This window comes from Steroidobacteraceae bacterium (assembly GCA_041395505.1).
In the GTDB taxonomy this organism is placed as follows: domain Bacteria; phylum Pseudomonadota; class Gammaproteobacteria; order Steroidobacterales; family Steroidobacteraceae; genus JAWLAG01.
Genome location: JAWLAG010000002.1, coordinates 575217 through 597185 on the forward strand (window position 1 = coordinate 575217; position 21969 = coordinate 597185).

The 21969-nt window shown below is 63.4% G+C and carries 18 protein-coding genes and 1 tRNA gene; 12 read left to right on the top strand and 7 right to left on the bottom strand.

What is annotated here, in order from left to right; genetic code table 11:
* The first annotated feature begins 5 nt into the window (after positions 1-5).
* Positions 6-1625, top strand: a complete 1620-nt coding sequence (locus tag R3E77_15270; GenBank protein MEZ5500773.1) for an AMP-binding protein — start codon at positions 6-8, stop codon at positions 1623-1625.
* 8 nt (positions 1626-1633) lie between these two features.
* Here the strand turns inward: R3E77_15270 and R3E77_15275 are convergent.
* Positions 1634-1706: transfer RNA gene (locus R3E77_15275), tRNA-Ile, on the bottom strand.
* 157 nt (positions 1707-1863) lie between these two features.
* On the opposite strand from R3E77_15275, the gene gstA reads away from it, so the two are divergent.
* The 9 genes from gstA to R3E77_15320 all read left to right on the top strand — a co-directional run bounded on the left by gstA (position 1864) and on the right by R3E77_15320 (position 10380).
* Positions 1864-2475 (top strand): glutathione transferase GstA, encoded by a 612-nt coding sequence (gene gstA / locus R3E77_15280; protein MEZ5500774.1) that lies wholly within the window; start codon positions 1864-1866, stop codon positions 2473-2475.
* Positions 2472-2792, top strand: a complete 321-nt coding sequence (locus tag R3E77_15285) for a DUF1330 domain-containing protein (protein MEZ5500775.1) — start codon at positions 2472-2474, stop codon at positions 2790-2792. The genes gstA and R3E77_15285 overlap by 4 nt, the downstream gene beginning before the upstream one ends.
* Before the next feature lie 50 nt (positions 2793-2842).
* On the top strand, positions 2843-4726 hold the full coding sequence (locus R3E77_15290; GenBank protein MEZ5500776.1) for a PhoX family phosphatase: 1884 nt from the start codon (positions 2843-2845) through the stop codon (positions 4724-4726).
* Positions 4727-4740: 14 nt separating this feature from the next.
* On the top strand, positions 4741-5415 hold the full coding sequence (locus R3E77_15295) for a DUF480 domain-containing protein (protein MEZ5500777.1): 675 nt from the start codon (positions 4741-4743) through the stop codon (positions 5413-5415).
* Between the two features lie 3 nt (positions 5416-5418).
* Positions 5419-6654, top strand: a complete 1236-nt coding sequence (locus R3E77_15300) for an efflux RND transporter periplasmic adaptor subunit (protein MEZ5500778.1) — start codon at positions 5419-5421, stop codon at positions 6652-6654.
* 17 nt (positions 6655-6671) lie between these two features.
* Entirely contained in the window at positions 6672-7361 is a 690-nt protein-coding gene (locus R3E77_15305) for an ABC transporter ATP-binding protein (GenBank protein MEZ5500779.1), read from the top strand.
* Between the two features lie 8 nt (positions 7362-7369).
* The gene (locus R3E77_15310; protein MEZ5500780.1) at positions 7370-8527 is read left to right on the top strand and encodes an FtsX-like permease family protein; all 1158 of its coding nucleotides are present in this window, start codon (positions 7370-7372) and stop codon (positions 8525-8527) included.
* Positions 8528-8539: 12 nt separating this feature from the next.
* Complete coding sequence (locus tag R3E77_15315) at positions 8540-9718, top strand: ABC transporter permease (GenBank protein ID MEZ5500781.1); 1179 nt, start codon at positions 8540-8542, stop codon at positions 9716-9718.
* Between the two features lie 110 nt (positions 9719-9828).
* Complete coding sequence (locus R3E77_15320; GenBank protein ID MEZ5500782.1) at positions 9829-10380, top strand: hypothetical protein; 552 nt, start codon at positions 9829-9831, stop codon at positions 10378-10380.
* Here R3E77_15320 and R3E77_15325 read toward each other — a convergent pair.
* The 4 genes from R3E77_15325 to hrpB form a co-directional block, all read right to left on the bottom strand.
* Complete coding sequence (locus tag R3E77_15325) at positions 10344-11588, bottom strand: MFS transporter (GenBank protein ID MEZ5500783.1); 1245 nt, start codon at positions 11586-11588, stop codon at positions 10344-10346. The genes R3E77_15320 and R3E77_15325 overlap by 37 nt on opposite strands.
* Positions 11563-13116: an SPFH domain-containing protein gene (locus tag R3E77_15330; protein ID MEZ5500784.1), complete on the bottom strand. Its 1554-nt coding sequence runs from the start codon at positions 13114-13116 to the stop codon at positions 11563-11565. The genes R3E77_15325 and R3E77_15330 overlap by 26 nt, the downstream gene beginning before the upstream one ends.
* A 35-nt stretch (positions 13117-13151) precedes the next feature.
* Positions 13152-13709: an NfeD family protein gene (locus R3E77_15335; protein MEZ5500785.1), complete on the bottom strand. Its 558-nt coding sequence runs from the start codon at positions 13707-13709 to the stop codon at positions 13152-13154.
* A 140-nt stretch (positions 13710-13849) separates the two neighbouring features.
* Positions 13850-16351 carry an ATP-dependent helicase HrpB gene (gene hrpB / locus R3E77_15340; GenBank protein MEZ5500786.1) on the bottom strand — a complete coding sequence of 834 codons (2502 nt, stop codon included), beginning with the start codon at positions 16349-16351 and terminating at the stop codon, positions 13850-13852.
* A 105-nt stretch (positions 16352-16456) separates the two neighbouring features.
* Between hrpB and R3E77_15345 the strand changes: the two genes are divergently transcribed.
* On the top strand, positions 16457-17317 hold the full coding sequence (locus R3E77_15345) for a neutral zinc metallopeptidase (protein MEZ5500787.1): 861 nt from the start codon (positions 16457-16459) through the stop codon (positions 17315-17317).
* 9 nt (positions 17318-17326) lie between these two features.
* Complete coding sequence (locus R3E77_15350; GenBank protein MEZ5500788.1) at positions 17327-17749, top strand: DUF4440 domain-containing protein; 423 nt, start codon at positions 17327-17329, stop codon at positions 17747-17749.
* 46 nt (positions 17750-17795) lie between these two features.
* Here R3E77_15350 and R3E77_15355 read toward each other — a convergent pair whose 3' ends face one another.
* Positions 17796-19910, bottom strand: coding sequence for a YgiQ family radical SAM protein (locus tag R3E77_15355; GenBank protein ID MEZ5500789.1), 2115 nt, complete (start codon positions 19908-19910; stop codon positions 17796-17798).
* Between the two features lie 15 nt (positions 19911-19925).
* The gene (locus R3E77_15360; GenBank protein MEZ5500790.1) at positions 19926-21884 is read right to left on the bottom strand and encodes a S9 family peptidase; all 1959 of its coding nucleotides are present in this window, start codon (positions 21882-21884) and stop codon (positions 19926-19928) included.
* Positions 21885-21969 lie beyond the last annotated feature (85 nt).

A 21969-nucleotide genomic window follows, 5' to 3' on the forward strand; every position in this document is an offset into this window, starting at 1 on the left:
CAACGATGTATCGAGTCACGCTCAAGGAATCGCTGTTTCCGGCACAGGACGGTGAGCCGGAAAACCTGACGACCATCGGCGCCATGCTGCGCCGATCGGTTGCCGCTGCACCCGAACGGGTTGCACTCAAGGAAATTGGCCAGGATGGCGCAGTTGGGCGCGTCTGGAGTTATGCGCAGTTGCTGGCGGACAGCGAGCGCCTGGCGCGCGCACTGGCATCGCGGCATGCACAGGGCGCACGTATCGCCGTCTATGCCAACAATATTCCGGAATGGGTATTGCTCGAACTCGCCTGTGCCTTGGCCGGCGTCACGCTCGTTACCGTCAATCCTGCCTACCAGAAGCGCGAATTACGCTACGTTCTCGAGCAATCGAGATCGGAAGCCATCTACTACGTCACCGGGTTTCGCGGCAATCCGATGCAGGCCATCGTCGAGGCCGCGTGCAGCGATTTGTCTTCGGTGCGCCATCGTATACGGCTCACCGATCACGCTGGTCTATTTGCAGGCGAGCATGACGGCAGGCTCCGTGAACCCTCCCCGCGCGATCCGGTGCAGATCCAGTACACATCGGGCACCACCGGCTTTCCGAAAGGGGCCGTGTTACATCATCAGGGGCTGGTGCAGAATGCCCGTGACGGTATGGCTCGTTGCGGCGTCGAGCCAGGCGAAGTCGTGATGCACAACATGCCCATGTTTCACACGACCGGCTGCGCGATTCTGGCGATTGGCGGCTTGGGCGCCGGCGCAACGCTGCTGATGCCACCGCTATTCGACGCAGAGATGATCGTGAACGTGATCGCCAGGGAGCGAGCCGGATTCATTCTCGCGGTGCCCACCATGCTCGTCGCACTGATCGACGCGGCGGAACGCAGCAGCGCCGACATGACGTCGATGCGGCACATCATGTCCGGCGGCGCCATGGTTGCGCCGGAATTGTGCCGCCGGGCAAGAGTCGTACTGAATGCACAGGTTCAGATTGTCTATGGCCAGACGGAGACCTCACCTCTCATTACACAAGCCTGGCACGACGACAGCATCGAGGACCTGACAGGCACGATCGGCCAGCCAATGCCTCACACCGAGGTGTCCATACGCGATCCCGCGAGTAACGCCGTGGTACCGATCGGCGCCCAGGGCGAAATCTGCTGTCGAGGTTATCAGAACATGCTGGGCTACAACGACAACCCCGAGGCGACCGCGAAGGCCATCGACAGCGAGGGCTGGTTGCATACCGGTGACCTCGGCACGATGGATGCGCGCGGCTATCTCAAGATCACCGGCCGCGTCAAGGAAATGATCATACGCGGCGGCGAGAATCTCTTTCCGGCGGAAATCGAAAACGCCCTGCTCGAGCACGAGGCGATTGCCGAGGTTGCCGTGGTCGGTGTGCCGGACGGGAAATGGGGCGAGCAGGTCGCCTGCTTCATGCGGGCGGCGACCGGGGAGCGGCCAGACGCAACCGCCCTTAAGGCCTTCATACGCGAACGCCTTTCACCGCAGAAAACGCCGCGATACTGGGTTTGGGTCGATGCCTGGCCGCTCACCGGCTCGGGCAAGATCCAGAAATTCCGGTTGCGCGAGCAATTCGAGGCGGGCGAATTCGCGCTGGAGAGGAAGGCGTAGTCCGTTTATGGGCCCGGTAGGATTCGAACCTACAACCAAGGGATTATGAGTCCCCTGCACTAACCGTTGTGCTACAGGCCCGTCGCGGCAAGCCCGTTATTCTAACAAGCCGGCGGGTCAGGTTCAGGCGCTACACTATATATATGTCGCGCCGGCCGTTTGGTCGGCCCGGGCGCGTATTGGATTCCCGCCCGGGCAGAGGTTAGCATCGCCTCCCCCGCCTACAGGAGTCACTCACATGAAGCTCTACTATACGCCCGGTGCCTGTTCACTGGCTCCGCATATCGCATTGCATGAGATCGGCGCGAAGTTCGAAACCGAAAAAGTGGATCTCGCCAAACACACGACGGCGAGCGGCGCGGACTACGTGAAGACGGTCACGTCCAAGGGCTACGTCCCAGCCCTGCAACTCGACGATGGCAGCGTGCTGACGGAAGTTGGTGCCATCCTCAATTACCTGGCTGATCAAAAGCCCGCCGCGGGACTTGCGCCCGCAGCAGGCACCATGCCGCGCTACCGGCTGCTCGAGTGGCTCAATTACATCAGTTCGGAAGTGCACAAGAGCTTCAGCCCGATGTTTGCGCCAGGGGCGACCGATGACATGAAATCACTTGCGCTGGCGAACGTCGGCCGGCGCTTCGACTGGTTGTCGGGGCAGCTCAAGGATCGCAAGTTCCTGCTGGGAGATCAGTTTTCGGTTGCTGACATCTACCTGTTCACCGTGCTCGGCTGGACGAAGTTCGTGAACATCGATCTAGGCAAGTGGCCGGTACTCGCGAAATACAGCGCGTCCATTGGCAGCCGACCCGCCGTGCAGGGCGCGCTGCGCGCCGAAGGGTTGATGAAGTGAATCCGTCATCTGGCGATCGTCCCGGATACCTGCTCGTTCAGGGTATCGTGACCGACCCGGAAGGGTTCAAGGCGTACAACGCTGCCCTGCCGCCGATCTACGAGAAATACGGCGGCCGGCACATCGCGCTGACTCCCGCACCAAAGGTCGAAGTCGCGGAGGGCAATGCGGAGATGCGCAGCATCGTGCTGTCGCGCTTCCCATCGAAGGCGGCTGCCTGGGCGTTCTGGAATTCTCCCGAGTACGCTGCGGCGAAGAAATTGCGTGAAGGCAAAGGCGAGTTCTTCGTCGCCGTACTCGAAGGCCTGCCCGAGTAACGGCCACTTTGATTCGGGCCACCACTTTTGCCCAACTGCTGGCGCTGCGAATGAGCCGCCGGCAGTTCATCGGCGCGGGATCGGCGACGGTTGCGAATCTCGCCGTCGTCGGCTGCACGGGTGTCGGTGCGAGAGCGCTGCCGACAGGATCACAGCCGTCCGCATTTGACGCAATCAAACCCGGGCGGGAGGACGCACTGCGGCTTGCCCGCGGCTATCGCTACGATGTGATCGCACGCTGGGGCGATGCGATTTTCAGTGATGACACCTCCCTCACCGGGGATGAAATACTCGCTGGCAAGCTCACGAGTGACGCGGCCGCAACGAGGCAGCTCGGGTGCATGGGCACCAATTGCGATGGTATCGCCTACTTTGGCGACGCCGGCAGCTCGGCGCGCGGCGTTTTGTGCGTCAACAATGAGTTCGTGACGGCGGCGCTGACCTTTGCGGCTATCGCCGACTCGTCCGCGGGCCGCGCTGCAGGTCGCGAAGATTGGACAAGGCAAAATCCCCAGGCCGTCTCGTTCATGCAGGCCGCGCACGGCATCAGCATCGTCGAGGTCGCGCGCTCATCGGGTCGATGGAAGATGCTGCGTGGCGGGCGGCGCAATCGCCGCATCTGCGCGACGACGCCGATCGCGATCGCTGGCCCGGCGGCGGGCGCTGCACTCCTGCGTACCCGCGCCGACCCGCAGGGCCGTACGGTGCTCGGGACGTTCGCCAATTGTTCGGCCGGCCGCACACCCTGGGGAACCTACCTCAGTGCCGAGGAGAACATCGACGATTACTTTGGCGGCAGCACCGATTGGCTCGCCGGCGAGCCGGACGCGGCGGTGCGCGATGCACATCGGCGATTTCCGCTGCTGCAGCGCAGCCTCTATGGCTGGGAGTATGTCGACACGCGTTTCGATGTGCGAAGCAACCCGACCGAGCCATTGCGTCATGGCTGGATCGTCGAAGTCGATCCGCAGGACCCGGCGAGCCGACCGGTCAAGCGAACCGCGCTCGGTCGTTTCTCGCACGAAAGCGCCAATAGCGCGACAAGCCGTGATGGCCGGCTGGTCGTGTACATGGGTGATGACGACGAATTCGAATACATCTACAAGTTCGTGACGCGCGACGTCGTCAATCCCGTCGATCGACGCGCCAACCGCGATCTACTGGACAACGGTACGCTCTATGTGGCGCGCTTCGATGCGGACGGCAGCGGCCAATGGCTGCCACTGCGCTTCGATCCGAAGGGGCCGCTCGGGCCCGGGAGCGGTTTCGCTTCGGAGGCCGATGTCGTGATTCGGGCGCGCGCCGCGGCGGATCTTCTTGGCGCGACCCCGATGGACCGGCCGGAAGATATCGAGCCCGATGCACGTAGCGGCCGTGTCTATATCGCCTGCACCAAGAACCCCGATCGCAGCGCGAACCCGGGCGAAAAGCAATGGTCCGGCAGGCTGATCGACACCGGTGTCGATGCAGCCAACCCACGCGCCAACAACCGCCGCGGCCACATTATCGAATTGAGCGAGAACGACGGCGATATGGCGGCATTGCGCTTCACCTGGGAGGTGTTCGTGTTTGCCGGCGGCGATGGCGCCGGCGCCGCGATGGCCTGTCCGGATAATCTCGCGATCGACCCGTCCGGCCGGCTCTGGGTGGTGACGGATACCGACGACCGAACACTGGCCAACAATGGCTGCTTCGTCATCGCAACACGAGGCGCTGCGCGCGGGCAACTGCAACAATTGGCCAGCGCCCCGGTCGGGGCGGAGCTCTCGGGCTGCGAGTTCACGCCTGACGGGCGAACGCTTTTCCTCAGCGTGCAGCATCCTGGCGAGGGTGGCACACTTGACGAACCGGTCAGCGATTGGCCGGACGGCGAAGCTGCCCCACCTCGCTCGACGGTGGTTGCCGTCACACGCGATGACAGTGCCACAATCTAGTCTGGAGAAGAAGCGTGTCGATCCTGCTCAACGAACATGAAGCCCGGGTCCTCGGCTGTCTGATGGAAAAATCCGTGCTGACACCGGACCAGTATCCGCTCACGCTCAACTCCCTGACCAATGCCTGCAACCAGAAATCATCGCGCGAGCCTGTCATGGCAATGGATCCGGGTGAGGCACAGGCGGCTGTGCGCAGTCTTGCGGACAAGCACCTGGTGCACATCGAGGAGAACTTCCGCCGTGGCGTCGAGAAGTACAAACAACGCTTCTGCAATACGACGTTCAGCGATCTTCAGTTCGACAACGCCGAGTTCGCGATCATTTGCCTCTTGCTGTTGCGTGGACCACAGACGCCCGGTGAATTGCGCGCACATAGCGGCCGTCTGCACGATTTTGCCGACAATGAAGCAGTGGCGACGACGCTCGATGCACTGCAGAATCGCGGCGGCGAGGCGCTCATCGTCAAACTGCCGCGCCGCACCGGCCGCAAGGACAGCGAGTACATGCATCTGCTCTGCGGTCCGGTCGATTTCGCCGCCGAGGCCACCGTCACGACCAGTCCGCCGGCGACGACCCGCTCAACAACGGGCGAAACGCTGGGCGAGCGAGTCGCGCGGCTCGAGCACGAAGTGCAGTCGCTTCGTGAGCGCATCGACAACCTGACCGCGGCCGGACAGGTCGCGGACTGAGTCATGAATTCATCCGAGCTTCTCAAGGAAATTCGCATCGATCGCAGCGGCGATGGAAATGACGGCAACAGCGCGATGCGCCGCTGGTGGATTCTCGCAGCGCTGGCGGTGCTTGTGGCGCTTGCGCTCGCATTCCTGTTCCTGCGAAAACCCGCCCTGGAGGTCGATGTCGTGCAGGCCGAGACCGCAACGGCCGACAAAGGCGCAGGCTCGGTGCTGGACGCTACTGGCTATGTGGTCGCGCGCCGGCAAGCAACAGTGTCGGCGAAAGTGACCGGCAAGGTGAGCGAAGTCCTTATCGAGGAAGGCATGCACGTCAAACAAGGTGACATCATGGCGCGCCTCGACGATGCCGATGCCCGATCACAACTCGAACTTGCGAATGCGCAGGTTTTTGCCGCCCGATCGCAGGCGGACGAGATCAGCGCCAATCTCGCGAGCGCGCAGCGCGACCTCAAGCGCCAGGAGGAACTGACAGAACGCAAACTGACCAGTCTGCAGAATCTCGACGCGGCCCGCACGCTGGTCGATGCGCTCACCGCCCGGCTGCAGAGCCAGCGTCGGCTCGCGGGCGTCGCCGAAGAGCAGCGCGCCGTTGCGCAGGTGCAGCTGGACAATACCGTGGTCCGCGCACCCTTTGACGGTGTTGTCACCGTCAAGGCCGCGCAGCCTGGCGAAATGGTCTCGCCGCTGTCCGCAGGTGGCGGATTTACCCGCACGGGGATCGGCACGCTGGTCGACATGAACTCCCTCGAGATCGAGGTCGACGTCAACGAGAGCTACATCAACCGTGTCCGACCCGGTCAGGCTGTCGAAGCCGTGCTGAATGCATATCCCGACTGGGTCATTCCCGCCGAGGTGATCGCCATCATCCCGACCGCCGATCGCGCCAAGGCAACGGTCAAGGTACGCATTGGCCTCAAGATCAGGGACGAACGCCTCGTTCCCGAGATGGGTGTGCGTGTCGCGTTTCTCCAGGACGCGAATTCGCTCGAGAGCGCGGCGGCCAATCGGCCAGCGGTGCTGGTCCCGGCGTCAGCATTGCGCGATGATGGCGGTACGGACATCGTATTCATCGTGCGCGACGGCAAGGCCCTGCGCCGCGCGGTCACAGCCGGCACCACCATGCAGGAGCAGAGGCAGATACTCGGCGGGGTGAGTCCGGGAGACAAGGTCATAGTGGCGCCTCCCGCCGGGCTGGCGGACGGCACTGCCGTGCGGGTTCGGCAGACCAACTGATAACGATCGAGGACAGCATGACGGAACCCATGGTCAAGGTCAGCCACGTCAACAAGGCCTATGCACGTGGCAAGCAGGAGATCGAGGTGCTGCACGATATCAGCCTCGAGATTTCCAAGGGCGATTTCGTGGCCATGATGGGACCGTCCGGATCGGGCAAGACCACGCTGCTGAACCTCATCGGCGGCCTCGACCAGCCATCCAGCGGCGAGGTCAGCGTCGGCGGTGAGCGGATCGATCGGCTGCGCGGCAGTGCGCTCGCGCGCTGGCGCGCCGCGAACGTCGGATTCGTGTTCCAGTTCTACAATCTCATGCCGGTGCTCACTGCGCAGAGCAATGTGGAATTGCCTCTGCTGTTGACGAAGCTGAGCGCCGCACAACGGCGCAAGAACGTGGAGATCGTACTGAGTGTCGTCGGTCTCGCGGACCGCATGCACCACAAACCGAGCGAATTGTCGGGCGGCCAGGAGCAACGAGTCGCCATTGCGCGTGCGGTCGTCTCCGACCCGCAACTGCTCGTCTGCGACGAACCCACCGGTGACCTCGACCGCTCGACTGCGGATGAAATCCTCTCACTCCTTCAGACATTGAACCGGGACCACGGCAAGACCATCATCATGGTCACCCACGACCCGAAGGCCGCGGAATACGCAAAGCGCACCTTGCATCTCGACAAGGGCCGCCTTGCGGAGCCTGCGACCGCCTGAGTCATCCGATGACGAGAACCGGTTTCGTAGTTGCCAATCTGTTTCGTCGCAAGACACGCGGCGTGCTCACGCTGCTGTCCGTGATCAGCGCTTTCCTGTTGTTCGGTCTTTTGCAGGCCGTCAATGTTCTGTTCAATTCGGCGGCGGATTTCGTCGGTGCGACGCGCCTGGTCACCCAGGCGCGGGTGTCCTTTACGCAGCCGCTGCCGCTCCGGCTGTTGCCGCAATTGAAGGCCGTGCCGGGCGTCAAGGCGGTAACGCACAATCTCTGGTTCGGCGGCGTTTGGGAGCAGACCAATACGCCTCTGGTGGCCTTCACGGCCGACCCGGCGGGTTTGCACGAGGTCTATCCCGAGTGGGTCATGCCGGAGTCGCAATGGCAGGCGTTCGCCAATACGCGCACCGGCATGATCGCCGGGCGCAAGATCGCACAGCAATACGGCTGGAAGGTCGGCCAGAAAATCCCGATGTCCTCGAATATTTACCCCAAGAAGGACGGCAGCAAGGCATGGGCATTCGATCTGGTCGGAATCTATGATGGCAAGGATGCCCAATGGCAGAGCCAGACCGTGCAGATCTATGTCAACCATGAATACTTCGATGAAGAGAACCAGTTCGGCTCGGGGCGAACCAACATCTTCGAACTGGTCATCGACGACCCTTCGCAGGCAGCGGACATCGCGCGTCGTGTGGACAAGATGTTCGAGAACTCTCCTGATGAGACCAAGACCCAGACCGAGAAGGATTTCAACGTCGGGTTCGTCAAGCAGCTCGGGGATATCGGCCTGATCGTGCGCTGGATACTCTTCGCCGTATTCTTCACCTTGCTGCTCGTCGTCGGCAATACCATGGCGCAGAGTGTTCGCGAGCGCATTCCGGAGTTCGCCGTCATGAAAACGCTTGGATTCACCGACCGCGGTGTGCTGGGCCTCGTGCTCGCCGAAGCGGTGAGCGTCTGCCTGATCGGCGGCTTGATCGGCCTGGCGCTGGCAACGGCTGTCGGGGCAATGATCCAGTCCCAGACCGCCAACTTTCCAATCGCGGTCGATGCGACCGTCTGGATTACCGGTCTGGTTGCCGTGCTCGTCATGAGTCTGGCGGTGGGCGTCTTGCCAGCGCTGCGCGCGCATCGTCTGCGCATCGTGGACGCATTGGCGAATCGATAGGCTCGGCGTCGCATGTTCAAGGAGACATCCGCAATCGTCGGCATCAATCTGCGCAGCATCCCGCAGCGCTGGGTGCCGTCGCTGGTCATCGTCGTGGGTCTGGCCGGTGTCGTCGCGGTCTTCACCGCCCTGCTCGCCATGGCCGAGGGTTTTCGCGCGACCGTGGCCGCGACGGGTCGCAATGACGTCGCCATAGTCCTGCGCGGCGGCTCCAGCGCGGAACTGAATTCCGGACTGACGCGGGAAGCCGCCCAACTGATCGCCCAGGGGCCGGGGATACGCCGCGATAGCGACAACAAGCCGATCGTTTCAGCCGAGCTCATCGTCATCGCGGAACTCCTCAAGCGTGACGTCGACAGCAGCGCAAATATCACGGTACGCGGTGTGCATCCACGCAATGGTTTCCTGCTGCGACCCAACCTCAAGATCACCGACGGCCGCGCCTTCGAACCCGGCCTGCGCGAATTGGTGGTGGGACGTGGCGTCACGCAGCAGTTCGACGGCGCGCAGCTCGGCGAAACAGTGCGCATGCGAGGTTCGGATTGGCGCATCGTGGGTATTTTCGATTCCCACGATGGCCACGACAGCGAGTTGTGGGCGGATGCCGACGTCGCGCAGTCGACATTCGCGCGACAGGGTTATAGCTCCGTTTCGGCCCTGCTCGAGACTCCGGCAAGCCTCAAGGGCCTTGCCGATGCGCTCAACCGCGATCCCCGCCTGGCCGTCGACGTCGAACGCGAGGTCGATTACTACAGCGCCCAGACCAAGCAGTTTCGCGCAACCATCGGCGTCCTCGCCGGCGTGGTGACGCTCATCATGGGGCTCGGCGCAGTATTTGCCGCGCTCAATACCATGTATGCCGCGGTCGCAGCGCGCGCGCGCGAGATCGCCACCTTGCGTGCCATCGGTTTTGGTGGGCTGCCCGTCGTGACCTCGGTCCTCCTCGAGGCGCTGCTGCTGTCACTCATCGGCGGCGCCATCGGCGCGGCGATTGCCTATGTGCTTTTCAACAACGTGACGGCATCCACCCTCGGCAGCAGCTTCACGCAGATCGTGTTCAGTTTCAGGGTAACGCCGGGGCTCGTGCTGCGTGGGCTGATGATCGCGGTGATTGTCGGCATGGTCGGCGGCCTGCTGCCAGCTATCCGCGCCGCCAGGCTTCCGGTGACGACCGCACTGCGCGCGCTTTAGGAAAACTTCGCAGCGATTACTACGGCGCGGTATCGACGTTCGTCCCGTGTCACTTGCATTGCGCCCGCGCGTTGGCAATGCTTCGTTGCATCGACGACTGGAGGCTCATCATGCGGCCATCGATTTCCTCCGCAACGCTGGCGCTCATCGCCCTGGGTTTCGCTGCTTTGGCTCATCCGCAGAGTCCGCCCACGCCCGAAAAGCGCTGTCAGGACCCGGTATTTCACCAGTTCGATTTCTGGCTGGGAGACTGGGACGTCTCCACCCCGGAGGGCGAACTCGCGGGCCATAACAGTATTTCCCGCGAGGAATACGGCTGCCTGCTCGTCGAGCACTGGACTTCCGCCAATGGTGTCACCGGCCAGAGCTACAACTTCGTCGACCGCGTTACGGGCCGTTGGCGTCAGATCTGGGTATCGGCTGGCGCGACCATCGATTACCAGGGTGGACTCGATGACCGGGGCCGCATGCGGCTCGAGGGAACGATCGGTTATCCGCCGGACAATCCGGCGAATGGCGCGCGCTTTCGCGGTACCTGGACGGCGAACGACGACGGCAGCGTCAGGCAGCACTTCGAACAATTCGATGCGGCAAAGGGTGAATGGACCGATTGGTTCGTCGGCATTTACCGCAAGCGCGACCCGTCATCGGCGCCGCGATAAGCATCGGGGTAGCGTCCCAGCAGCAGGAACAGCAGCGCGACCCCGAGTATGCACGACGCAACGATCCGCAATCCCGGCGTATAGCTGCCGGTCCAGTCGCGCATCGCCGCAAACGCCGGCACCAGCACGCCCGGTCCCAACGCGAAAGCAACGAACAAGGCGCCATAGATGCGACCGAATTCGCGCACCCCGAAATAGCGCGACGCCATGTAGGCCATGAGATCCACCTCGGCTCCTGCGGCGAGGCCGGCCAGTACGATCAGGCCAACCGTAACGACCAGTGGTTGTGGCGCGCCACTCAATAGCCAGAGTCCAAGCGCCGAGGGCAGGAAAAAGCTGAACGCCACGGCGGGTGCCCAATAGCGATCCACCAGCATGCCGACGCCAATGCGGCCGATGATCACCGCGAGGCCAAATGAGCCGGCTATCGATGCCGCACTGACCGGCGCGAAGCCCTTCTCGATGAGGATGGGTGGAAAATTGTTGAGCACTCCGGTAATTGCGCCGGAGTAGGCGAAGAAGCCGACGCACATGATCCAGAACCGATAGTCGCGCATGGCCGCAAGCAGGCTGTGTCCGGCAACCGCGCGCCGTTCGACACCACCGCGTTGCGGTGAATCGTGCAGCCACAGGAAGCTCGCTGGCAGAGCAAGGCACAGGGGAAGCGCCGCGATCGCGTAATAGCCAACGCGCCAGCCGTGATGTTCGACGACCCAGGCGAAATACGGCTGGAAGACGAAACTCGCGACACCGGTGCCTGACAGCGCGATGCCCAGCGCAAGCCCGCGGTTGCGATCGAAGCGTGCCGCGAGCAATCGCGTGAAGGGCACCGCCAGCGTACCGCCGGAGGCGAAGGCCATCAGGAAGTAGATGAGGTAGAAGTCGGTCAGCGATTGCGTGAGCGCGCCGAGCAGGATCAGGCCGATTCCAAAGCTCGCCTGCGAAATCAGCACCGGAATGCGCGCCCCGATCCTGTCGACGAGAATGCCGATCACGATCGACATGATCACCACGGCGACCGTCACCACCGGCTGGACGGTCATGATTTCCTGTGTGCTCCAGCCGAACTGCGCCTGGAGCGGCTTGAGCACGACACCAATCGAATAGGGCAGCCCCAGCGTCGCAATGCCGCAGGCCAACCCGAGCACGCTTGCGATCAGCGGGCCGATCTGGCCCGCGAATTCACTTCGCGCGGGTGGGCTCGGCATCGCCACGCGGCGGCTCAGCGGGCTTCATGTCACCGAGATACTTCGGCAGTTCGATGCCGGCCATCGCGGCAACGTCATGCAACGGTGGCAGGCTCTTGATCAGGCCCGCCAGAAAATTCGCCGTATTGCTGCCATTGCCGGCCGCGGCCGAGTCCCACACCGTGACCTTGTCGATCTTGATGCTCTTGATCGCTTCGACCTGCATGGCAACGATCTGTTCGATCTTCTCCGTCATGAGGAGCGTTGCGGCCGCTCGCGCATCGTTGTTCGCGCTTTGCACCAATGATTGATAACCGTGGGCCTTGGCGGACAGCACCTGCTGTACGCCACGGGCCTCGGCTTCGTATTTCATCAGGATGGCATCCGCTTCGCCCTTGGCGTGACGCCGTATCCGCTCGGCTTCCGCTTCGGCCGAAATTTCCACCTTCTGCTTTTCGATTTCCTGGCGAACGACCTCAGCTGCCGTCAGCCGTTGCTGTTCCGCCTTGGCCTGTGCTTTCTGGATCTCGACTTCCGCCTCGAAGTGGGCAACCTGGCCGCGTCGATTGGCTTCCGCCTGCTGCACCGACAGTTCGGCATTCGCGCGGGCGATGTTCGCCTTGGCGGTATTCTCGCCCGAAATCGCCTCCGCCTCCTGCCCCTCGACGTATACGCGTCTTTCGGCCTCGGCTTTTTTCTTGCCCTTCTCCGCCGTCGCCTCGTTCTCGGCAACCTTGATGGCCATGTCGCGATTGGCCGCTGCTTCGCCGATGGTTGCCAGCGTCTCCTGCTGTTGCACGTAGACGCGACGATCGGCTTCCGCCTGTTTCTGGCCCTTGTCGGATTCGGCAACGTTCTGCGCAACGCGGATGGACTTCTCGCGCACTGCTTCCGCCTCGCCTATCGAACCCTTCTTGTCCTGCTCGGCGACGTCGATCTTCGCCTGGTTGATGGCCTCCGAAGCCGCCTTCTTGCCGATGCTCTCGATGTAACCGGATTCGTCGGTGATGTCGGTGACATTGACGTTGATGAGGTACAGACCGACTTTGTTGAGCTCTGGCGCCACATTGCGGCGGATGGCGTCGAGGAATTTTTCGCGATCCTGATTGATCTGCTCGATGGTCAGCGACGCGACCGTAAGGCGCAGCTGACCGAAGATGATCTCCTTGGCCATGCTCTCTATTGCATCCTGATCGAGGTTCAGCATGCGCTCCGCGGCATTGTTCATGATGGCGGGTTCTGTGCTGATGCCGACCGTGAAGGTGCAAGGCACGTTGATGCGAATGTTCTGCAGCGATAGCGCCTTGGTGAGCGGGATGCCGATGGTCATCGGCGTAAGGCTCATGTAGGTGTAATCCTGGATCAACGGCCAGATAAAGGCGCCTCCGCCATGAATACAGCGTGCCGACTGGCCCGCTCCGACCTTGCCGTAGACGACCAGGATCTTGTCCGACGGGCAGCGCTTGTAACGCGCGGCCAGGAAGGTGATCGAAACGATCACCAGCAGGAACAACGCAATTATAGGTAACAGTGATTCGGCGAGCGGCATGGTATTTACCTCAGTGGCAGGGACACCGTGATTGATCAGTCAAGCGGTACAACGACGAGCTTGCCAGCCGCTATTCGTTCGACCCGCACACGCGTACCGGACGTCAGGGTCGTGTCGGTTGCGCTTACTGCCTCGTACTCCCGCAGCCGATTGGCGACCAGGATCTGCACACTGCCGCCCGCTCTGGTTACGTTGGTATAGGCCGTACCCTCGGCGCCTACGGCGTCGCTCATCGCGACCGTACCGCTCGATTGCAGCCGCAACATGCCGAGGAAGATCCGCTGCATCAGCCATACCGATGCGAGACCCGCGCCAATTGCCAGAATGATGGCCGCCAATACGCCCCAGGTGGTGTTGCGGTAGAGCGCGAAACCAACCAGGCCGAACATGGTGAGAAACGATGACAGCCCCTGGATCGTCAGGAACTGGAAGCCGGAATCGCTGGAAAGATGGGGCGCGTCGAAATCCGATCCGTCGTGATCGAGCCCCGCGATCGCGAGCAACACCCGCGTCAGGAGCATGACGCCGCCAACGATCGCGCAACCCAGGAACAGCTTCTCTACGGAATCAAACTGCTGAAACCAGGCCCACATCTTGGACTCCTCAGGAGGACAGGCTGCGGCTTCGCTGCGCGCGGCAATCCGTTGTTGTTCAATTGTACCGAGGCCTGCCGACAACAGTAGCCGTCGCCGGGCGCAACCGCAAGAGCCTCACGGCCAGGCGATCGCAGCACTCAGCTGCGCCGGCGCGCTCCCCTCGTTGGTGTTGCGGCGAGCGGATCTTCCGGCCAGGCATGGCGCGGATAGCGACCGCGCATTTCCTTCCTGACGTCGAAGTAGCCAGAGCGCCAGAATCCCGCGAGATCCCGCGTGATCTGGATTGGCCGCTGGGCGGGCGAGAGCAATACAAAGCCCAAGGGACAGGTCCCTCCCGCGAGCCGCGGGCCTGCCTCGAGTCCGAACAACTCCTGCAGCCGCAGCGCAACGACCGGTTGCTCCGGGTCGGAGTAGTCAATGGCACTGCGCGAGCCCGTCGGTGCCAGGAAATGCGTTGGCGCGAGGCTGTCCATGCGCGCAGACAACTCCGGTCCGATCAAACTCTGCAATGCGCTTTTGAGTGGCACTTGCGCGAGATGGGCAGCGCGCGTCATGCCGTCGAGCCAGGGCGCCAGCCACTCGCCGAGCGTATGCCGCAACGACGTGTCGCTGACATCGGGCCAGCCGTCGTCGGCACGATGGCGCCGAAGAAATGCGACCCGCGCCTGCCACTGCCGAAGTGCGGGGGTCCATGGCAAAGCGCCGACGCCCAACTGGCGCAGCCCGTCCAGCATCGCTGCGAGAACTTCATCGCCTGCGGGCGCATCGAGCTTGCGCTCCTCGAGCGTGAGTGCATCCAGACGGACCTCGGCGCGCGCGACAACCATCTGTTGTTCACGATCCCAGCGCACGATCTGGCGCTCTGTGATGCGCTCGCGATGCCAGCTGCGAAGCATGGCCTCTGAAAGCGGCGCAGCCAGCCGGATCCCGGCGTCGGCGCCGCCACCGTCGAGCTCGACTGCGACGAGATACTCGTTTCGCGCAATGCTCTGAGCCGGCGGCAGGCTCGCGCCACGGCCGCTCGCGAGGAGATAGCGGCTGGCGGATCCGTCGCGACGACGTGCGATGCGATCCGGAAAGGCGAGCGACAGTAGTGCGCCCGTGGCGTCGCCAGCCGCCGCTGGCATGGCGGCCGTCTCATGGGCGCCGAGCCTACGCAGCAGGCGTTGGCTCTGTTGACGCAGCTCGGCGGCACGATTGCGGCGATGCCACTCGAGTACAACGCCGATGTCAGTGCGCACGTGCGCGTCGATTTGCCGGTTGCCGCGCCGATCCATCTCGAGCAATGCGGCGAGTTCCGCGCCGAGCGGCGCGTCGCCGCGTGACGCGGCCTCCAGCATCATGTGTGCGAGGCGCGGATGAGCGCCCGAATGCGCAGCGTTACGTCCGTGCACGGTAATCCGGCCACGCGAGTCGACCATGCCGAGGCCGGCGAGCAGGTCCATCGCGGCCGCCAGTTGCGCGGGCGGCGGGACGTCGACCCAGTCGAGGCGTGATGGATCGTCAACGCCCCACAACAGCAGCTCCAGCGCCAACGGCGTCAGGTCGGCTACCGCAATCTCCGGTGCGGTCTGTGCCGCAAGCGTCTGCTGGGCACCGGCACTCCACATGCGATAGCACACACCGTCGGCAACGCGGCCCGCGCGTCCGGCACGTTGTGTCGCAGCGGCTTGCGAGATGCGCTCGGTGTGCAACCGCCCCATGCCGCTCGCCGGATCGAAGATCATGCGACGCACGAGGCCGCAGTCGACGACCGCGCCGATTCCCGGGATGGTCAGGCTGGTCTGGGCAATGTTGGTGGCCAGGATGATGCGCCGAGCCGTACCGCTCCTCTCGAGTACTCGATCCTGCGCCTCGGTGTCGAGTTCGCCGTACAACGGCAGCACCAGCGCCTCGGCGGCAAACGGTGCATCGCCGAGGGCATTCTGCAATGCGCGAATCTCGCCGCCGCCTGGCAGGAAGACCAGCACGTCGCCCGCGGTTTCCCGCCATGCCTGCCCCACCGCGGACTGCAACGCGCGCATGAACAAGGGCCAGTCATCGGTGGGCAGCGGCAACGCAGTGCCGACGTATCGCATCGCGACCTCGTACTCCTGCAGCGTCGATTCAATGACTTCTGCGTCGGGCAGAATTCGGCGCAGCGCCGCCAGGGCGAGCGTCGCCGACATGACCACGATGCGAAGATCGGTTGCAAGCTCTCGCCTGGCATCGAGCGCAAGTGCAAGCGCTAGATCGCATTGCAGGCTTCGTTCGTGAAATTCATCGAACAGCACCGCCGCCACGCCTTCCAGCGCCGGGTCGGTCTGCAGCATGCGGGTCAGCACACCCTCGGTAACGACTTCGATGCGCGTGTCCTTGCCGACCCGCGTGTCCAGGCGCGTGCGATAACCGATTTGGCCGCCGAGCGGTACGCGCAGGAGCCGGGCCATACGCGCGGCCAGCGAACGGGCGGCCAATCGCCTCGGTTCCAGCATGATGATGCGCCGCCCCTTGGCCCAGGGTTCGCCCAGCAGCGCGAGGGGCACCAGCGTGCTCTTGCCGGCACCCGGTGGCGCCACCAGGATTGCCGATGCCGAGCGCCGCAACGCCGCGCCGATCGCAGGCAAGGATGCGGTTATGGGCAGTTCGGGCAAGAGCATGGGTGTTTTCGCATCGCCAACCGATCGCCCTTCTCTAACGGCAATCGTCGTCTGCTAGTATGCTGCGACTACGATAATAAACAGGGCAGTTCCAAGGAGCGAGTCATGCGCACCGACCAGAGTCGACGGAGCGAGAACATCGAGGACTACCGGGGCCGGCGCTTTGGCGGCAAACCGGCCGGCATTGGCATCGGCGGCATATTGATCGCGCTGGCGCTCGCCTATTTCTTCAACATCGATCCGCGCACCGTGCTCGGCATGCAGCAGGCCGCAAGGCAGATGACTCAGCCACAGGGCGGCGAGGCAGACGGTCCGCCGGTGGTCGGCGCGCCCACCGACGCTGCCGCCGATTTCGTTGCGGCGGTACTTGGCGATACCGAGGACACCTGGGGCGAGATTTTCCAGGCAGCAGGCGAGCGTTATCCGCCACCGAAGCTGGTGTTGTTCAGCGAACAGGTATCGACCGGCTGCGGATTCGCAACTTCGGGCGCAGGGCCTTTCTATTGCCCCGCCGACCAGAAAGTCTATATCGATCTCAGTTTTTACGACCAGCTCGAGCGGGAATTCCAGGCGCCCGGCGATTTTGCGCGCGCCTATGTGCTCGCACACGAGGTCGGCCACCACGTGCAGACCATCATCGGTACCTCCGCCAAGGTCCGGGCGGCGCAGCAACGCGGCGACCAGGAACAGGCCAACCAGTTGCAGGTGCGCATGGAACTGCAGGCCGATTGCTACGCCGGAATCTGGGCGAATCACGCCAATCGTTCCCGACAGATCCTCGAAGAGGGCGACATCGAGGAGGGTTTGCAGGCAGCCTCTGCGGTCGGCGATGACACCATTCAACGGCGCGTGCAGGGCCACGTTGTGCCGGAATCATTCACGCATGGCAGTGCGCGCCAGCGTATGGAGTGGTTCCAGCGCGGATTGCAGTCGGGATCCATGGACGCCTGCAACACGTTTCAATAGCCAAGCGGCATGACCGGTGATGAGCGTGAACTGTGGTCGGTGGTCGAGGGCATGTTCGCCGCATTCACGGACGGACGCACCCATGACATCGATTCGGCGCTCGCCGATGAGTGCACGGTCTGGGACGTATTCGAGCCCACGCTGATCCGCAGCCGCGCCGAGCGCGATGCGTTTCATGTTCGCGACCAGGCCCAGGCGCGGGCTCGCGGACCGTTGTCGCTGCGGCTCGAGCCGCTGCTGATCAGTCGCTTTGACGATTTCGGCATCGTTCGCTATCACGTGCACTTCGAATATGCGCAGCCGAATGCAACGGCTGGCCATGTGCGCGTCACGGATGTGCTGCGCCGCTGCGGGAAGCGATGGCAGATCGTGCACCATCACGAAGGCATGCGGCCCGCCGGACCGCCGCCATATACGCTGGCACCTCAATAGCGCCGGGATTGCGAGGGTCGGCGCGATCGCCGGACACACCGGAGCGTCAGCGCTGCGTTTTGCCGCGCGGAGCTGCGCTTTTCCTGCGCGTGTGCTGGGTCCGGAAAGGCCGGGCGTGACGGCCGCTGCGCCTGCCCTCGCCTTGCAATCCCGTGCCGGGTGGCTGATGCGCAGGTACCAGTTGATGTCTGCCATTGCCGATCAGGTCCGCGCGCCCCATGCGCCGCAGGGCCTCACGCAACATCGGCCAGTTCTGCGCATCGTGATAGCGCAGGAATGCCTTGTGCAGCCGGCGCACTTTGAGGCCTCGCGGCACATGAACTGCCTCGCTGTCGCGATGCACACGGTGCAGTGGATTCCTGCCCGTGTGGTACATGGCGGTCGCGGTCGCCATGGGGCCGGGCAGGAAGGCCTGCACCTGATCGGCGCGATAGCGATTCTTCTTGAGCCATAGCGCGAGCTCGAGCATATCCTCGTCCGTGGTACCGGGATGGGCGGCGATGAAATACGGGATGAGATATTGCTTCTTGCCCGCCGCGGCGGAATATTTGTCGAACAGCTCCTTGAACCGGTAGTAGGTGCCGATACCGGGCTTCATCATCTTCGACAACGGCCCCTCGCCGATGGCTTCGGGCGCGATCTTCAGGTAACCGCCGACGTGATGCTGCGCGAGTTCGCGTACATATTGCGGTGACTCGGCCGCGAGGTCGTAGCGCACACCCGAGGCCACCAGCACTTTCTTGACGCCAGGCACCGCCCGCGCCTTGCGATACAAACCGATCAGCGCGGAATGATCGGTATCGAGGTTGCTGCAGATGGCGGGATAGACGCACGAGGGCCGCCGGCAGGCGGACTCGATCTCGCGGCTCTTGCAGGCAAGACGGTACATGTTGGCGGTCGGTCCGCCGAGATCGGAGATCACGCCGGTGAACCCGGGTACGGTATCGCGTATCGTGCCGATCTCGCGTAACACCGACGCCTCGGAGCGATTCTGGATGATGCGACCCTCGTGTTCGGTGATCGAGCAGAAGGTGCAGCCGCCGAAGCAGCCACGCTGGATCGCGACGGAGAAGCGAATCATCTTGTAGGCCGGAATGGCCGCCTTGCCGTAGGCCGGGTGCGGCCGGCGGGCGTACGGCAATTCGTAGACACCGTCCATTTCCGCCGTCGTGAGTGGCACCGGTGGCGGATTGAGCCAGACATCGTTTTCGCCGTGGCGCTGGACCAGGGCGCGGGCATTGCCGGGATTGGATTCCAGGTGCAGGATGCGCGAGGCGTGCGCGTAAAGCACGGGATCGGAGCCGACCTGCTCGAAGGATGGCAGGCGTATGACGACCCGTTCGCGCGGCACGGCTTTCACTTGCCGCTCGAAGCGTGCGACAGGCACGCCTTGCGGGCGCAGCGCGTAGGGGTCCGGGTGCGTCGGCAGCGCGCCTGGCGTGTCGAGGTGGGTGGAGTCGATTTCCGAATAGTCCGCGGCGCGCTCGCGGCGAACGAATGCCGTGCCACGCAGATTGGTTATCGAGCCAACCGGCTCCTGTGCCGCGAGCCGGTGCGCGAGATCGACGACCGCGCGCTCGGCGTTGCCATACAGCAGCAGGTCCGCCTTGGCATCGAGCAGCACGGAGCGACGAACCTTCTCCGACCAGTAATCGAAATGCGCGATCCGGCGCAGGGACGCTTCGATACCGCCGATTACGACCGGCACGTCGCCGTAGGCTTCACGGGCACGCTGTGCGTAGACGATTACCGCGCGGTCAGGTCGACGCCCGCCTTCGCCATCGGGACTGTAAGCATCGTCGCTGCGAAGACGCCGGTCGGCTGTATAGCGATTGACCATCGAGTCCATGTTGCCGGCGGTGATGCCGAAGAACAGATTGGGGCGCCCCAGCGCGCGAAATGGCTCCACGGTTCGCCAGTCGGGTTGCGCAATGATGCCAACGCGAAAACCTTGCGCCTCGAGCGTTCGGCCGATGATCGCCATGCCGAAGCTCGGGTGATCGACATAGGCATCGCCCGTCACGATGATGACATCGCAACTGTCCCAGCCGAGTTCATTCATTTCGGCCCGGGACATGGGCAGGAAGGGCGCCGTTCCAAAGCGCTCCGCCCAGTACTTGCGGTAGCTCGCAAGTGGCTGTGCACTTGGAACAGGGGCCATGCTACGCCCCTGGCGTCATTTGCCGGTTTGCGTTGCCGCGAGGCCGCGAACGTGCTCGGCGCCTTCGCGCACCTCGTAGCTCGATCCGGCGAAATCGCCGCCGACCTCCTGGTAGCGCCCGCCCAGGCATTGCGACAGGAAGCCTTCGGAGATCGCGTAGAACGACAGGCGGTTTTCAGGGCGGGCGAAGCCATGGCCCTCATCGGGATAGAGCACGTAGGTGACCGGCAGATTTTTTGCTTTCATTGCCGCTACGATCTGATCCGCCTCCGCCTGCTTGACCCGCGGATCGTTCGCACCCTGCGCAATCAGTAGCGGCCGCTCGATAGCCGAGACGCGGCTGAGCGGCGAGCGCTCGGCCAGCAATTTGCGGCCCTCCTCGGTGCGCGGATCGCCAACGCGGCGCGCCAGGTCCTCGAAGAACGACTTCCAGTAGGGCGGTATGGATTCGAGCAGGGTCATCAGGTTGGAGGGACCGACGATGTCGACCCCGCAGGCGAAGCGATCCGGTGTGAACGTGAGTCCGACCAGGGTGGCGTAGCCGCCGTAGGAGCCGCCGTAGATGGCGACCTTGTCCGCGGTCGTGATGTGCTTTGCGATGGCGTAGTCGACGGCGTCGATCAGGTCATCGTGCATGCGCGCAGCCCATTGATGGTCACCGGCGTTGACGAATTCCTTGCCAAAACCCGTCGAACCACGGTAGTTCACCGAGAGCACGGCATATCCGCGATTGGCGAGCCACTGGTGCTCCGCGTCGAAGCCGTAGTTGTCGCGCGCCCAGGGACCGCCGTGCACATTGAGTACCATGGGTAGCGGCGAGTCGGGTATGCCATCGCCATCCGGATCGGAGCCGCGCGGCAAGCTCAGGTAGCTCACCAGCGTGAGTCCATCGCGCGCCTTGATCGCAAGTGGATGCATGGCGACGAGTGGTGCGCCGATCAGCTGCGGACGCTGGTCGAAAAGCTTCACGACGCGGCCCGAATCGCGCTCATAGAGATAGCTCGCGTAGGCGCTGATCGGCTCATCGGACACCACGATCCAACGCTTGTCATCGAGCGTGCGGCTCACGACTTCGAAACCCTCGCCGAGGGTATTGCGCAGGCGCTCGATATCGGCGCGCACGGCATCATCGACCGCGGTGTACTCGTTGGTCAGGTAATTGACCGAATAGGCCTCGAGTACACGGCTGCGCGGATTGAGCCATACGCCCTGCACGTCGGCGCGCTCGTTCGCGGCGACGATCTTCCCGGCGCCGCTCGCAAGGTCGATGCTGACGAGCGCCGCCTTGTCGCGGCCTACGGCAGAGAGCAACAATGCGGAACGGCCGTCGCCACTGATGGCAACCGGGTTGGTGGTCAGGCTGTCGGCCTGGCCGAACCGAAGGAAACTCTGCCATTTGTCGCCATCGCGACGAAACAACTCGCCCCCATCGGCATCGAGTTTTACGGCGAGTCGTGGCACCAGATCGAGATCTTCGAGGTAACCCGCGAAGCCCTGATCGTTGCGCTCGACGAGTCGGCGCTCGCCGGATGCGATGTCGATTTCGTAGACATCGTGCCACTCCGGCGTACGGTCGTTGAGACCGACCAGTACCTTGCCCGGGTGCAGATGCGAGGCACCGATGACCTGCGCCTGGATGCCCTGCAGCGGCGTCAGGTCACGCTGTTTCGCATCGCGCACATCGACGCTGTACAGGCGCCAGTTCTCATCGCCACCCTCGTCCTGCAGATAAAGGACGTGCTGGTTGTCGAATGACCAGAAGTGCTGCCTTATGCCGCGCTTGCGATCGTCTGTGATCGCGCGCGCGGCCGAGATGTCGTTGCTCGGCGCAACGAACACGTTCAACACGCCATCCTTCGGCGCGAGGTAGGAGATGTACGCGCCGTCCGGGCTCAAGCGCGCCTGGGTACGATCCGGATTGCCGAACAATGCCGTGCGTGCAATGAGTGGAGTGGTTGTCTTTGTGTCGGACATCGTTGGCTCACCTTGTAGCGGCACGCAGGCTGCGAGCGATATCGCGGCCGGCAACAGCAATCGTCTTATGTAGTTTGCAAACATC

Excerpts from the sequence above, each read along its gene's own strand:
- gstA (MEZ5500774.1), top strand. The coding sequence starts at position 1,864 with ATGAAGCTCTACTATACGCCCGGTGCCTGTTCACTGGCTCCGCATATC.
- R3E77_15310 (MEZ5500780.1), top strand. The coding sequence starts at position 7,370 with ATGACGAGAACCGGTTTCGTAGTTGCCAATCTGTTTCGTCGCAAGACA.
- hrpB (MEZ5500786.1), bottom strand. The coding sequence starts at position 16,351 with ATGCTCTTGCCCGAACTGCCCATAACCGCATCCTTGCCTGCGATCGGC.
- R3E77_15345 (MEZ5500787.1), top strand. The coding sequence starts at position 16,457 with ATGCGCACCGACCAGAGTCGACGGAGCGAGAACATCGAGGACTACCGG.
- R3E77_15355 (MEZ5500789.1), bottom strand. The coding sequence starts at position 19,910 with ATGGCCCCTGTTCCAAGTGCACAGCCACTTGCGAGCTACCGCAAGTAC.
- R3E77_15360 (MEZ5500790.1), bottom strand. The coding sequence starts at position 21,884 with ATGTCCGACACAAAGACAACCACTCCACTCATTGCACGCACGGCATTG.
- R3E77_15305 (MEZ5500779.1), top strand. The coding sequence starts at position 6,672 with ATGACGGAACCCATGGTCAAGGTCAGCCACGTCAACAAGGCCTATGCA.
- R3E77_15270 (MEZ5500773.1), top strand. The coding sequence starts at position 6 with ATGTATCGAGTCACGCTCAAGGAATCGCTGTTTCCGGCACAGGACGGT.
- R3E77_15290 (MEZ5500776.1), top strand. The coding sequence starts at position 2,843 with ATGAGCCGCCGGCAGTTCATCGGCGCGGGATCGGCGACGGTTGCGAAT.
- R3E77_15325 (MEZ5500783.1), bottom strand. The coding sequence starts at position 11,588 with ATGCCGAGCCCACCCGCGCGAAGTGAATTCGCGGGCCAGATCGGCCCG.
- R3E77_15330 (MEZ5500784.1), bottom strand. The coding sequence starts at position 13,116 with ATGCCGCTCGCCGAATCACTGTTACCTATAATTGCGTTGTTCCTGCTG.
- R3E77_15320 (MEZ5500782.1), top strand. The coding sequence starts at position 9,829 with ATGCGGCCATCGATTTCCTCCGCAACGCTGGCGCTCATCGCCCTGGGT.
- R3E77_15335 (MEZ5500785.1), bottom strand. The coding sequence starts at position 13,709 with ATGTGGGCCTGGTTTCAGCAGTTTGATTCCGTAGAGAAGCTGTTCCTG.
- R3E77_15315 (MEZ5500781.1), top strand. The coding sequence starts at position 8,540 with ATGTTCAAGGAGACATCCGCAATCGTCGGCATCAATCTGCGCAGCATC.
- R3E77_15300 (MEZ5500778.1), top strand. The coding sequence starts at position 5,419 with ATGAATTCATCCGAGCTTCTCAAGGAAATTCGCATCGATCGCAGCGGC.
- R3E77_15350 (MEZ5500788.1), top strand. The coding sequence starts at position 17,327 with ATGACCGGTGATGAGCGTGAACTGTGGTCGGTGGTCGAGGGCATGTTC.